Annotated in this window: 12 protein-coding genes; 5 read left to right on the forward strand and 7 right to left on the reverse strand. The window is 67.6% G+C overall.

Features of this window, described 5'->3' with window-relative positions; all coding sequences use genetic code 11:
- Positions 1–19: 19 nt before the first annotated feature.
- The gene (locus tag ABIC32_RS06285) at positions 20–988 is read left to right on the forward strand and encodes an alpha/beta hydrolase (RefSeq protein ID WP_354073207.1); all 969 of its coding nucleotides are present in this window, start codon (positions 20–22) and stop codon (positions 986–988) included.
- Here the strand turns inward: ABIC32_RS06285 and ABIC32_RS06290 are convergent.
- On the reverse strand, positions 985–3,882 hold the full coding sequence (locus ABIC32_RS06290; RefSeq protein WP_354073209.1) for a PAS domain S-box protein: 2,898 nt from the start codon (positions 3,880–3,882) through the stop codon (positions 985–987). The genes ABIC32_RS06285 and ABIC32_RS06290 overlap by 4 nt on opposite strands.
- A gap of 890 nt (positions 3,883–4,772) precedes the next feature.
- Here ABIC32_RS06290 and ABIC32_RS06295 point away from each other — a divergent pair.
- From ABIC32_RS06295 to ABIC32_RS06310, 4 genes are all read left to right on the forward strand, one after another.
- Positions 4,773–5,723, forward strand: a complete 951-nt coding sequence (locus ABIC32_RS06295) for a hypothetical protein (protein WP_354073211.1) — start codon at positions 4,773–4,775, stop codon at positions 5,721–5,723.
- Positions 5,724–5,800: 77 nt separating this feature from the next.
- Complete coding sequence (locus ABIC32_RS06300; protein ID WP_153925769.1) at positions 5,801–6,841, forward strand: ABC transporter substrate-binding protein; 1,041 nt, start codon at positions 5,801–5,803, stop codon at positions 6,839–6,841.
- A gap of 95 nt (positions 6,842–6,936) precedes the next feature.
- Positions 6,937–7,845, forward strand: coding sequence for a hypothetical protein (locus ABIC32_RS06305; RefSeq protein WP_354073213.1), 909 nt, complete (start codon positions 6,937–6,939; stop codon positions 7,843–7,845).
- Positions 7,842–8,957, forward strand: a complete 1,116-nt coding sequence (locus ABIC32_RS06310) for a DUF2336 domain-containing protein (protein WP_039244673.1) — start codon at positions 7,842–7,844, stop codon at positions 8,955–8,957. Before ABIC32_RS06305 ends, ABIC32_RS06310 begins: the two co-directional genes overlap by 4 nt.
- 251 nt (positions 8,958–9,208) lie before the next feature.
- On the opposite strand, the gene ABIC32_RS06315 is transcribed toward ABIC32_RS06310, so the two are convergent.
- The 6 genes from ABIC32_RS06315 to cysK all read right to left on the reverse strand — a co-directional run bounded on the left by ABIC32_RS06315 (position 9,209) and on the right by cysK (position 13,620).
- Positions 9,209–9,643: a Ros/MucR family transcriptional regulator gene (locus ABIC32_RS06315; RefSeq protein ID WP_055753018.1), complete on the reverse strand. Its 435-nt coding sequence runs from the start codon at positions 9,641–9,643 to the stop codon at positions 9,209–9,211.
- Positions 9,644–9,793: 150 nt separating this feature from the next.
- Positions 9,794–11,011, reverse strand: coding sequence for a DUF2336 domain-containing protein (locus ABIC32_RS06320; RefSeq protein ID WP_354073216.1), 1,218 nt, complete (start codon positions 11,009–11,011; stop codon positions 9,794–9,796).
- 43 nt (positions 11,012–11,054) lie between these two features.
- Positions 11,055–11,312, reverse strand: coding sequence for a zinc-ribbon domain-containing protein (locus ABIC32_RS06325; protein WP_354073218.1), 258 nt, complete (start codon positions 11,310–11,312; stop codon positions 11,055–11,057).
- Positions 11,313–11,314: 2 nt separating this feature from the next.
- Positions 11,315–11,962 carry an OmpA family protein gene (locus ABIC32_RS06330; RefSeq protein ID WP_354073219.1) on the reverse strand — a complete coding sequence of 216 codons (648 nt, stop codon included), beginning with the start codon at positions 11,960–11,962 and terminating at the stop codon, positions 11,315–11,317.
- A complete protein-coding gene (locus tag ABIC32_RS06335) occupies positions 11,959–12,537 on the reverse strand; it encodes a hypothetical protein (protein WP_354073221.1) in 579 nt (192 codons plus the stop codon). The genes ABIC32_RS06330 and ABIC32_RS06335 overlap by 4 nt, the downstream gene beginning before the upstream one ends.
- A gap of 102 nt (positions 12,538–12,639) precedes the next feature.
- Entirely contained in the window at positions 12,640–13,620 is a 981-nt protein-coding gene (gene cysK, locus ABIC32_RS06340; protein WP_354073223.1) for a cysteine synthase A, read from the reverse strand.
- Between the last annotated feature and the right edge of the window lie 6 nt (positions 13,621–13,626).

Raw genomic sequence — 13,626 nt, forward strand, 5'->3', positions numbered from 1 at the left:
CGCTGCACACTCAAGCTTCATGACCCTGCGCAGCCATCTCGTCGAATTCGCCCCGCCCCAGCAGGCGGCGGTGCGGCGGACCAACGCCGTCCTCGCCCGCGCGCCGCGTCTGCGCACCGACGGCTGGCGGATTGACGCCGGCCAGCGGCTGTCGCTGTGGCTGGACGCGGCCGCCGGGCGGGGCACCACCCCGCGTCTCAGGAAGCGCGGCGTAACCGTCGAGATCGTCCACACGGACGGCGACCACCCCGTTCCCTTGCGCATCCTGCATCCGACGGGCACGCCGCGCGCCGTCATTCTGGACATCCACGGCGGCGGCTGGGTGCTGGGCAGCGCCGGGCTGAACGACCGACTGAACGCCCATCTGGCGCATCACGGCTTCTGCGTCGTCTCGGTGGATTATCGCCTGCTGTCCGAGCGGCGTCAGATCTATATCGACGCCGCCATCGCCGACTGTCTGGCCGCCGCCTATTGGACGGTCACGAATGTCGATCGACTGGGCGCCTCAACCCTGTTTCTGGCGGGCGAATCCGCCGGCGGACATTTGGCCGCCCTGACCGCCGTCGCCCTGCGCGACCAGGGGCTGATCGACCTGGTGAAGGGCTGCGTCTTCACCTATGGCGTCTTCGACTTGTCGGGCACGGAAAGCGTGCGCTCTGCGGGGCCAGAAACCCTGCTGTTCAATGGCCCGACGATGCAGGCCGATCTGGCGCGTCTGGCGCCGGATCGCGACGAGGCGGCCTTGCGCCAGCCCGACGTCTCGCCCCTGTATGCCGACTTGACCGGCCTGCCGCCCGCCCTGTTCCTCGCCGGCGAGCAGGACCCTCTGTTCGAAGACAGTCTGTTGATGGCCACGCGCTGGGGTGAGGCGTCGGACGCGGACCTGATCCGTGTGCCCGAGACCCCGCACGGCTTCCTGCATTTCGGCGGCCCGGCCGCGCGCGGCGCGCGCAAGGCGATCCGCACCTGGCTGAACGCCCGCCTCTAGCTCGCCTCGATCAGTTCGCGGATCCGACTGCCCAGCGCCTCCATGGCGAACGGCTTGGTCATGACGTGCATGCCGGGATCCAGGTGCCCGTTGCCGACCACCGCATTCTCGGCATAGCCGGTGATGAACAGCACCTTCAGGTCCGGCCGATCGATCCGCGCCGCATCCGCCATCTGACGCCCGTTCATCCCGCCCGGCAGACCCACATCAGTCACGAGCAGGTCGATCCGCGCGCCCGATTGCAGCAGCTTCAGCCCCGCCACGCCGTCGGACGCCTCGATGCACTGATAGCCCAGTTCATGCAGGATTTCGGCGACCAGCATCCGCACCGTCGGCTCGTCGTCCACGACCATGACCGTCTCGCCGGCCTGGGCGCGCGGGGCCTGTTCGACCTCGGGGATCAGATCGGCGTCGTCCACCTCGCCGAAGTGGCGCGGCAGATACAGGCAGATCATCGCCCCCTCGCCCGCCTCGGAATAGATCCGCACCTGCCCGCCCGACTGGCGCACGAAGCCATAGATCATCGACAGGCCCAGGCCCGTCCCCTCGCCCAGCGGCTTGGTGGTGAAGAAGGGCTCAAACGCGCGCGCCGCCACCTCCGGCGCCATGCCCGTGCCGGTGTCGCTGACGCAGATGGAGACATATTGGCCGGGCTCCAGATCCTGGGCCTTGGCCGTGCGCGCGTCGATCCAGCGATTGCCGGTCTCGATCGTCAGACGTCCCCCGCTCGGCATGGCGTCGCGCGCATTGATGCACAGGTTCAGCACCGCGTTTTCCAGCTGGTGCGCGTCGATCAACACGGGCCACAGGCCAGCGCCGGCGACCACCTCGACCTCGACGCCCGGCCCGGTCGTGCGCCGCACCAAATCCTCCATCCCGCGGATCAGGCGGTTGGGATCGGTCGGCTTGGGATCCAGGGTCTGACGCCGCGAGAAGGCCAGCAGCCGGTGCGTCAGGGCCGCCGCCCGTTTCGCCGCCCCCTGCGCCGCCACCGTGAACCGCTCCACCTCGGCATGACGCCCCTGCGCGATCCGGTTGGTGATCAGTTCCAGGCTGCCGCTGATGCCGGCCAGCAGATTGTTGAAGTCGTGGGCGATGCCGCCGGTCAGCTGTCCGACCGCCTCCATCTTCTGGCTTTGGCGCAGCGCCTCCTCGGCCTGCATCAGGGCGCTGGTGCGTTCGGCGACCTGTTCTTCCAGCGTCTCGTTGAACCGCGCCAGTTCGGCCGATTGGCGGCGCAGGTCCTCGATGTCGGTGTTGGACCCGACCCAGCGCAGGATCCGCCCCTCTTCGTCATGGACGGGCTCGGCCCGCACCATGAAGGTGCGATAGACGCCGTCGTGGCGGCGGATGCGGAACTCGTTCTCATAGACCTGGCCGCTGGCCAGGGCCTGGACCCATCGCTCGGACGCCCAGTCCAGGTCGTCCGGATGAACGATCTTGCCCCACCCGGTCGTGCCGTCCAACGCGCCCTCTGCAAGGCCGGAGTAGGCATAGACCTGGGGGTTGAACCAATACAGCGACCCGTCCGCCCAACTGGCCCATATCTGGATCGGCGTGGCCTGGGCGAAGACCCGGAACTGGGCCTCGCTGTCGCGCAGGGCCGCCTCGCTTCGGGCGCGCTCGGTCGCCGTGCGAACCCGTTCGGCCACCTCGCGCATCAGGCGCAGGTCGCTGTCGGTATAGTGACGCGCCGTCGCATGGTTGACGAACACCATCGCCACGACCCGCCCCTGTTCCATCAGCGGCATGTTGACGAACGACCCGGCGCTGATGGCCTTCAGAGCCTCGGCCGTATCAGCCGTGCGCGGATCGAGGGCGACGTCGTCGATCGCCACCGTCTCGCCGCGCTTGATGTCCTCGATATAGGACCCGTAGTCGCGGAATGACAGGACGCCGGCGATGCTGCTCACCCCCGGCTGGTTGAAGTCGCGGGCGATGGTGATGGTTTCGGCGACCGTGTCCACCGTGCCGTATCCGGCCCGGCTCACGCCCATGGTGCGGGCCAGAACCTGGGCGGAGGCCTGGGCGATGTCGCCGGCGTCGGTCAGGTCGCGGATCGCGTCGTTCAGCTCCAGCAGCGCGTTCTGACGTGTCTCGCTCTGTTTGCGCTCGGTGATGTTGTTGAACAGGATAGCGACCTGCCACGCGCCCGGCTGGCCGATCCGCAGCGCCTGAACGTCATACCAGCGACCAAAGATGTCGGCCGGGTTCTCGAAACGGACCGGCTCGCCCGTCCGCGCCACCCCGCCGTAAAGATCGAACCAGTGCTGCTCCAGCCCCGGCGCGATCTCGCTGACCCATTTGCCGTAAGGGTCGACCAGGCCGGTCATCTCCTCGAAGGCCTTGTTGCCCTCGACGATCCTGTAATCGACGGGCCGATCGGCCGCGTCGAACTTCATCTCGATGACGCAGAAGCCTGTCGCCATCGCCGCGAACAGGGCGCCGTATCGCGCTTCGCTCAGCGCCAGCGCCTGGTCCGCCCGGTGGCGATCCGACACATCCATCCCCTGGATGAATACGCCCCAGACCCGACCGTCCGCCTTCAGCGGCTGGAAGACGAAATCGACGTAACGGTCCACGACCTCGCCGCCCGGCTCGGCCTGAACGGCGTACAGGGCGCTGTCGGCCCGGTGCGCCTCGCCGCTGCGGTAAACCTGGTCCAGCAGATCCAGATAGCCTTGCGCCACCGCATCGGTCAGCACCTCGCCCACCGTGCGCCCGATCACCTCGCGGTGGCCGATCACCTTCTGGTAGTTGGGATTGGTCAGCTCGAACCGATGGTCCGGCCCCGTGACCAGCGCCATGAACCCCGGCGCATGGGCGAACATCTGGGCCAGCTGGCTGCGATTGATGCCGATCGACAAGGCGTGGTCAGAGCCGGTGTTGGACAACGAATTCCCCCAAGGACTTTTGTCCGTTGATCACAGAACCCAAAGCGCGCCGCACGGTTGCAGCGCAATGTGTCCGACGCCGGACATAGCGCTCTATCGCCGCGTTTCTGTGGACAAGACAAGACGCTGATCCGCAATCGCGAATTTGATCCGTCCACCGATGTTCACAGGCTTGTCCACCGCCGCCGGGCCAATCGTGCACATCGGGGCGAGTTCGGGCGCTTGCCTCATAGCCGGTTTGGTCCGAACGTCAACAGGCCAAGGGACACGGGGCAGCGGAAATCCAGGGAGACCTGGACCTCCAGCGAACCGGCCCGGCTCTCCGACCCGGCGCTTCGGGCGATCTTCGGATCGTAACGTGCGACAGGCGGGATCCAGGCTCCAGCCCTCGACGGTCTTCGGATCGACGACAGACAGGAGAACCGGATCGGGATCGACGGACGACGCGGACTAAAATGCCGCGGAACGCCGAAGACCAGGAGCGCGACAGGATACAGCCGACCGCCCTTTCGGGTTCGCCCGAAACGACGCTGACGCCGAGGTCCAGACCCGAACGGCCAAGTCCAACCCGGACTTGGCGAGGGGACGAAGAGCACGGGTCCGCCCGCACGCTTCGTCCCCTCGCTCAATTGTGGCGCCGACGACATGAAGTCGCACTAGACAGCCGCTGCGCCAGATGCACCCCTGAGGTGCAGTCGGAGACACCCATGCGCGCGATCCTGTTCGGCCTCGGCCTGACCCTGACGATTAACGCGCCCGCGTGGGCGCAAGCGCCGGTCGTGCGCCATCAAAGTGCGACATCGCCGGATCAGGCCGTGTTTCGGATACCCTCGACCGACATCCAATGTGACGGCCAGGCGGTTCAGCCGACCTATTCCGACGACCTTCGCTTGGAAACCACCGGCCCATCTCGACGGGATCGGACGGCCGTTTCCCTGCTCTTCAGCGTCGATGACACGGGTCGCACCTTCGACATTCGCTCGCCTCAGACTACGACGCCCGGTCCTATCCGTGTCATCATTCCGACCGATATCGCCTCGCAGCAAGAACAGGCCGCCCTCGCCGCCTGGCGCTTCGAGGGCCCTCGTCGTGACTGCATCCTAACGATCCGCTACGCCTTCCAGCCCCTCGTGGAGGCGACGACCAGCGATCTGCTGCGATATTTCGCAGTCACGAGGACCCGCGGCCCCATCCGCGACGCCGTGGCTGCTCGTCTCGCCGGGCCAAACGCCAACTGCGGAGGAGAGCGCAGAGGCGGTCGCGCCCCTCGCGTCGTCAGCTATCCGGACTACAAGATCGGACAGCGTCCACCGCCAGGCGGCCAATCCTGGACGGTCGTTCGCTGGGACGTCGAAGCCGATGGACGCGCCGTCGATGTCGAGACCTTGGGTTCAGCGGGCGATACGGCCTTTGACGCCGAAACGCGACGGGCCGTATCGGAAACCGTGGTCGAGAGCGGAGGGCCCCTGAAAGGATGCGTGTTCAACTTCTATCGCAACGGCGAAAACTTACCTGCCCCGGTAATGCGGCAGATCAGCGACGATCCACTGCAGAATTGCCCCCCCGAAGTCGGCGCGCGCTTCCAAGCTCGCGCGGCGTCCGAAACCTACCCTCAAGCTTTCAGGGATCGCGGAATCGAGGGTTGGGCGCGTGTGCGCTTCGATCTCACCAGCTGGGGTGAGGTGGGCAACGTAACGCTCATTGACGCCCAGCCTGCTGCCGCATTCGGCGACGGCGGCGTTCGCCTCGTTCGTACTGGTCGGGCCGACTCCGGGTTCGACGCGGGCATTCGCTGTGTCGCTCCCATCCGCTACGTCCTTTCCCAAAGTCCCGGCTCCTAGGCCTCCTCGACATCAGACAACGCGGCCGACTGACGCCCCGCCTTCCCAAGGCCCCTATCGCCCCGTAAGTCAGGGGCATGAGCTTGTTGGGGAATCGCCTGCTGACCCGTCGCCGTGCGCTGATCGCGGGCGGGGCGGCTGTGGCGGCGGGGGCGATCGGGCTTAGGGCCTGCGGGCGGGCCGAGGCGCCGGTCGACGAACAGGGTCGCGTGCGGCTGCGTTTCGCCACCGACTGGCGCGCCCAGGCCGAACAGGGCGGCTTCTATCAGGCCCTCGCCAGCGGGGCCTATGAGAAGCGGGGGCTGAACGTCCAGATCGTCCAGGGCGGCCCCGGCGTGAACGTGCCGCAACTGCTGGCCTCGGGCGCGGTCGAACTGGGCATGGGTTCCAACAGCTTCATCCCCCTGAACCTGGTCGCGTCCGGCGCGCCGGTGAAGGCGGTCGCCGCCTTCTTCCAGAAGGATCCGCAGGTCCTGATGGCCCATCCGGACGAGGCGTTGGAGACCATCGCCGATCTGGCTGGCCGGCCCTTCCTGTTGTCCGAGGCCGGGATCAGCACCTTCTGGGTCTGGCTGAAGGCCAAATACGGCTTTACCGACGAGCAGCTGCGCCCCTTCGCCTATGACCCCGCCGCCTTCATCGCCAATGCGCGGGCGGTGCAGCAGGGCTATCTGACCAGCGATCCCTACGCCATCGAACAGGCGGCCGATTTCGATCCGCGCGTCTTCCTGCTGGCCGACGAGGGCTATCCCTCCTATGCCGCCATGGTCCTGGCGCCAAACGCCTTCGCCCGCGACAATGCGGCGGCGCTGCGCAGCTTCATCGCCGCCTCGGCGGAAGGGTGGCGCGACTATATTCGGGGCGACGCCTCGGCCGCCGACGCCCTGATCCGCAAGGACAACCCGGACATGACCCAGGCTGTGCTGGATCAGGCCCGCGAACGCCTGCGCGACTACGCCATCGTCGATGGCGGCGACGCGGCGCTTTACGGCCTGGGCGCCCTGACCGAGGAACGCTGGCAGGCCTTCTTCGACGTGACCTCGAAAGCGGGGGTTTACGAGGCCGGTCTGAACTGGCGCGACGCCTTCACCGACAACTATCTGCCCGGTCGCGGCTGACACGCGGTCGTTGTCGAATCCTGGCTTCACATTAGCGCGGGATTAAGGGTCCGAGCCCTAGTGTGTGCGCTGGAATTCCTCTCCGGAGAGCCGCCGTGCGCCGCGCCCTCGCAGTTTCGATCGTCCTGACCGCCGTCAATCTGGCGGCCGGCGCCGCCGTGGCGCAACAGGCGCCGACCAACGCGTCGGGTCTGCGCTACCTGTCCTGGCCCGGCAAGCCGGCGGTCGCCGCCCGTGCGACCCCGACGCCCGCCGTCATTCAGGCCGAGGCGCCCGCCCCGACCGTGACCGCCGCCAATCGCTCCCTGCCCGGCGCCATTCCCCTGGCCCGCCTGTCGCCCGCGCCTTCGGTCACCCCCTCGATCTCCACGCCGCGCAGCAACGGCCTGACGCCCGCCAGCGCCTGGATGCCCCAGCGTGCCCCGACGCCGGCCGAGCCTGCGCATAGTGCACCCGTAGAGGCCGCACCCGTAGAAACCGCACCGCCGCAGGCGACGGCGACGCGCGTCGCGCCCTCGCCCTATGTTCCGGAACAGCAAGCCTCCGCGCCTCAACCTGAGCCTGAACCTCAGAGGCAGGCCGAGCCGGCGCCCATCCCGCAACAGGCCGCGCAGGCCGAGCCGCAACCCGCGCCCCAGCAGGCTCAGGCGGCCGTCGCCGATCCGATGGCCCCGCGCCGCGACGCCCCCATCTATCGCCTGCAACGGCCCCAGGCCGGCGCGCCGCTGGACGCCGCCGCCGTCGCCGCCAGCGGTCAGGCCGCCCCGACGCCCACAGCCGGCGACAACAGCGCCCGCTACTATTCGGTCCACCGCCAGGCCGGCCGTCACCCCGACGCCATCCCTGCGCCGCAGCAGACCTACCTCGACGCCCTGCCCGTCCAGATGGCCCAGACGCCGCAATCCAGCGACCTGGCCCAGCCGGACGGTCCGCCTGCCCTGATCCGCAACGCCAACGGCGCCCTGCGCGCCGTGCCCCAGACCGAAGCCGACAACCTGCCATGAACGATCGCGCCGTGATCGAACCTGCCGAGATCAAGGGCTCGCGCCTGCCCGAACTCATCGCCCTGGCCAGCGAGGAGTCCAGCGAGAAGCGTCGTCTGCTGCTGCGCGAACTGACGGCCCACTTCTTCGGCGCGCCGGCGCCCAACGCCAATGAAACCGCGCTCTACGGCACGGTGTTGGCCAAGTTGTCGGCCGAGATGGAGGTCGCGGTCCGCGCCGAACTGGCCGCCCGTTTCGCCCAGGCTCCCAACGCCCCCCACAGCCTGATCCGCCGTTTCGCCGACGACGAGATCGAGGTCGCCGAACAGGTTCTGCGCGCCTCCACCGTCCTGACCGACGAGGATCTGATCCAAGTCGTGCGCAAGCGCAGCCAGGGCCATCTGCGCGCCGTCTCGGGCCGCGCGACGGTGTCCGAGGCGGTTTCCGACGTCATCGTCGAGCACGGCGACGACGACACCTTGAACACCCTGCTGCGCAACGACGGCGCCCAGCTGTCGCGCGCCGCCTCCGAAACCGCCATCGAGCGCGCCAAGGCCAATCCGGCCCTGCACGCCGCCACGGTCGAGCGCCAAAGCCTGCCCGCCGACCTGCTGAACGAGATGTATTTCGTCGTCGAGGCGCGGCTGCGTCACCAGATCCTGGAACAGAACGCGCGCATGGATCCGGCCCTGCTGGAGGCGGCGCTTGCGGCCGGCCGCACCCGCGTCGCCACCGACGACGGCGCCCTGCCCGCCGACTATGCCGAGAACCTGGCCTATATCGACGAGCTTCAGGCCGCCGGCCAGCTGACGCCGCAGACCCTGATCCGCTTCCTGCGCTCGAATGGTCGCACGCCCTTCCTCATCGCCCTGTCGAAGCTGGCCGACATCGACTTCCACACCGCGCGCGGCATTGTCGAGCGCAAGGACCTGGACGCCCTGTCGGTGGTCTGCAAGGCGGCCGACATGGACCGCGCCGTCTATCTGACCTACGCCGTCGCCGTCCTTGGCGCCGAGGACAATCCGATGGGCAAGGCCGCCGCCTATGGCCGCATGTACGGCGAACTGACCCGCGACGCGGCCCTGCGCACCCTGCGCTTCTGGCGCATGCGCCGGACCGCCCAGGCGGCCTGAAGCAGTAATGATTTCTCCCTCCTCCCTGCGGGGGAGGGTGGTCGCGCAGCGACCGGGTGGGGCGGCCCGGCACGGGCGCACTCATCAGATCAAAGACAAATCCGTGGGACGTCTCCCTGCCGTCCCCACCCGGCTGCGGCTGCGCCTCAGCCACCCTCCCCGCTACGGGGAGGGAGAATGCTCGTGCGCCCCAAAAGAAAAACGCCCGCCTCCTGATGGAAGCGGGCATCTCCAGACCGAAAAACCTCGGCTTATTTCTTCGCGCGGGTTCCGGCGGCGCGGGCGGGTTTGCGGCCGCCCTGGCCCAGACCCATCGACTTGGCCAGTTCCGAACGCGCCTTGGCGTAGTTCGGGGCGACCATCGGATAGTCTTTCGGCAGACCCCATTTGGCGCGGTATTCTTCGGGGCTCATGTCGTATTTGGTGCGCAGGTGACGCTTCAACGACTTGAACTTGCGGCCGTCTTCCAGGCAGATCAGGAAATCGGGCGCGATCGACTTGCGGATCGGCACCGCCGGTTCCTTGGGTTCAGGTTCGGCCTCGACCGGACCGTTCGACACACCCGACAGGGCGGCGTGAATATTGGCGATAAGCGCAGGCAGGGCCTCTGCCGAGACCGAGTTATTGCCGACATAGGCCGACACGATGTCTGCGGTCATCTCCAGCAGTTCGGGCTTATCTTCCATTATCGGCTTCGCTTTCCTGATTTATTGAGTTCGGCTGATTCTCCAACCGAACGACCCCAATAGCGTCATAGGGTTGTTTCGCCGTGAAAGCAAACACGCGTATAAGCGGTGCGATATGCACGTCTATGCATTCGACTTTAGTGATCAGACCTATCGACCGAAGTCTTCGGCCAGCACCATCATCGCCGCCCGCTCCGGCGCCGAATATTCATCGACGGCGTCATCCTCACCGTCGCGAATGGCGCGCAACAGCGTGGGCGTCAGGGCCGACGACAAAGACCAGTTCCAGTAACGCAGCACCGTCTGGGCGCGATCGACGGCCAGCATTTCATAGGTGATCTGCACACGCTCCCAGTCGGGATGGATCTTGCCGTCCGCCGTCGTTTCGGGCCGCCGCATCGAGCGCCATAGATTGGTCAGATCGACGCGCGACATCCCGGTCGCCTTGCACAGGATCGCCAGCGGCTCGCCGCCGGGATCGCCCAGAAGCTTGGCCCCCGTCAGCGGCTTGATCCCGGCCAGGAAGGCGATCTCGGACGCCGTCTCGCGCGTCAGGCCATCGCTGGCGGCGACCATGACGGCGTGTTCCAGATTGTCGAACGGGCTCTTTTCGATGGCGGCGCGATTGCGCTGGCGGCGCTCGATAAACTGAAGCGCCTTGCGCGCGACAGGATCGGACCAGCTTTCGTCATTGGCGATGACGAAGACGTCTTCCGACGCCTCCTGCATGACTTCGCGCGATACGGCGAACCGTTGCAGGATGGTGCGGCGATCCTCGGGCGCGCACCACCAGAACATGACATAGGCGCCCGAGGGTCTCAGCTCGGGCCGTTTCAGCAGGGGGCTGCACAGGCTCGGCGACTGGCGGCTCAGGCCCACCACCGTCTCGATGCCCAGCTGCGACAGGCGGGCGGTCGTGTTGCGCAGCACCGCCTCGATCACCTCCATCTCGCCGAAGGAGAACAGGGTCTCGGTCACGATTTCCGACAGGCCCCGGCGCACGGCCAACAGCATCCGATGTTCGAAACTGGCGTCGCGCGCACAGCCGACGATGTCCGCATCGCTCAGCGAGGCGCATTGTTCGATCAGCAGGCCGGCGATGTCCGGATCGTCGCGCAACAGGATGCGCGCCACGCTGTTGGGCAGTTCGGCCAGCGGGGCCAGACGTGCAGCCACGCGCTTGCGCTCATCGTGCGAGGCCAGCCGCAGCATCTCGACCAGCAGGTCGCCCGTCACCGCCCGCTCGAAGGCGTTGATGCGGCTGGCGGGCAGCGACACGACGTCGGCCAGACGCTTCAGCAGCGCCCGGCGCGCACGCAGCGGCGGCGGCGTCGCCTCTTCCCCGATCATGGCTGCCAGATCGCCCATCCCCCCACCTTAGAAGCGAGCGGTTAACCGGGCGTGAGCCGGATCAGCTCTTGTTGACCACCACCACGATGGCCAGGATCACGAAGGCGATGACCGCCAGCACCCGCGCGATCCACGGCGCGGCGACGAAGACGCCTAGGACGGTGATCCCGCTCTTGACCGCATCGGGTCGTGTCAGCGCCTCCTTGAACGTGCCCGACGGCCGCGCCGCGTCGCCCACGATCGGATGGCCGCAGTTAGGACATGCGACGGCCGCCTCAGACACCTGACGCCCGCAGGCGGGGCAAGGGATCAAGGTCATGCTCAGCCTCCCGCGCGTGGCGTGATGCGGATCTCGACGCGGCGGTTCTTCTGGCGCCCCTCGGGATCGTCGGAGCCGTCCGGCTTGACGTTGGGGGCCACGGGGCTCCGCTCGCCAAAGCCCTCGGCGCCCAGGCTGCGCCCGGCCTCGCGTTGCAGCCGCGCCGCCACCGCACGCGCGCGGCGCAGAGACAGGCCCTCGTTATAGGCGTCGTCGCCCTTGGCGTCGGTATGGCCGCCGATGCTGACCTGGGCCTGCGGATAGCTTTTCAGCAGTTCCGCCGCCCGCGTCAGGGCCGGCTCGGCGTCCGTCCGGATCGTCGCCTTGTCGAAGTCGAACAGAACATCGGCCGGCAGGTCGATCACGATCACCCCGTCGGTACGCCGCGCGTTCAGTTCGCTGAGCAGGCTGCGGGTGGTCTCGACCCGTTCGGGCGCGACCTCGGACGAGACGAACACGCTTTCCAGCGCGCTTTCCGGCCCCGACTTGGCGAAGGTGGACCGGGGCGCGGCCATGTCCTTTTCGAAGGTTGAGCGCAGGCCGATGGCGCTGCCGCTCATCAGCCGCACCGTCAGGGCCGAGGCGACGCAGGGCGTCAGTCCTGCGGCCAACAGCGCCGCCGCCATGGCGGGCGCGTGTCGTCCCGTCATCCGGCCGCTCCGTTCGTCGGGTTTTGGGCGGCCTGGGCGGTCAGCGGAATGGTCATGCGCAGGAACGGACCGATGATGCTGTCCGACGTCGAGCCTTCGTTAAATACGACCGAAATCTGGTTCACGCCGGCCGGCACCGCGCCCATGAAGACCAGGCGGCCGTTCATGGTGTCGCCCTTGACGATGTTCATGTTCGGATTGCCCTCGGGCGGCTTCAGACGCAGCTTCTGGCCGTTGGGCAGTTCGATATAGGTGGCGTTGGTCGCCATCTGCACATTGTTCGTCATGTCGCTGGCGAACGAGATGCTGACGTCCAGGATGGTCGCGTCTTCGGCCAGATCGACGTTCTTGACCCGCACCGTGGCGCCCACGTCGGTCACGCCCTGCACATTCACCGGCACATTGCGGATCTGGCGCGGCTGGGCGGTGACGGGGGTGTTGGCGGCGGCGGCGGCCTGTTGCTCGGGCGACATCGACGGATCGACCGCCGCCTTGTCGTCATTGTTGGAACAGGCGGCGAGCGCCAGGGCCGAGACCCCGGCGACGGCGATCAGGCGAAGTGCGGCGACAGACATGAAACGCTCCGGCGTTGTTGATCCGCCGCGCGTCGCCCCTCATCCCAAGCGGAGCCGCACGCGCGTCCGTTATCGAACACGCGAACGGCCTAAAGGCTCCGCTTACAAGCCTTCAAAAAGGGCCGTGGACAGGTAGCGTTCGGCGAAGGACGGGATGATCACCACGATGGTCTTGCCCGCATTCTCTTCGCGCGCGGCGATGCGGAAGGCGGCTGTCAGGGCCGCGCCCGAGCTGATGCCGACGGGGATGCCCTCGACCCGCGCGGCCTTGCGCGCCATGTCGAAACTGTCGTCGTTGGACACCTGCTCGACCCCATCGACCACCGACGGATCATAGATGGCGGGCACGAAGCCGGCGCCGATGCCCTGGATCTTGTGCGGGCCGGGCGCGCCGCCGGACAGCACCGGAGAGGCCTCGGGCTCGACGGCGATGAACTGCACCGACGCCTTCTTCGCCCTCAGCGCCTGGCCGACGCCCGAGATGGTGCCGCCGGTGCCGACGCCGGCGACGACGATGTCCACCGCCCCGGCCGTGTCGTTCCAGATTTCCTCGGCCGTCGTGACGCGGTGAATGGCGGGATTCGCCAGGTTCTCGAACTGCGACGGGCTGATCGAGTTCGGCGTGGTCGCCAGCAGTTCCTGCGCCCGCGCGATCGCGCCCTTCATCCCCTTTTCGGCCGGTGTCAGCTCAAGCCGCGCGCCCAGCAGGGCCAGCATCTTGCGCCGCTCGATCGACATGCTTTCGGGCATGCACAGCGTCAGCTTCAGCCCCTTAGCCGCCGCCACGAAGGCCAGGGCGATGCCGGTGTTGCCGCTGGTCGGCTCGATCAGCACCGTGTCCTGATCGATCTTGCCCGCCTCCTGCAACGCCTCGACCATGGCCACGCCGATCCGGTCCTTGACCGAGGCGATCGGGTTGAAGAACTCCAGCTTGGCCAGAACCGTCGCCTTCGTATCGTACTCCGCCGACAGACGCGGCAGACGCACGATGGGCGTGTCGCCGATGGTGTCGACGATCGAGTCATAGACCTTGCCCCGGCCCTTCTTCAGGTGGCGGGACGCGTCATAGCTGAAGTCGGTCATGGAAAA

It is taken from the genome of Brevundimonas sp. 1080 (assembly GCF_040545985.1).
GTDB lineage: Bacteria > Pseudomonadota > Alphaproteobacteria > Caulobacterales > Caulobacteraceae > Brevundimonas.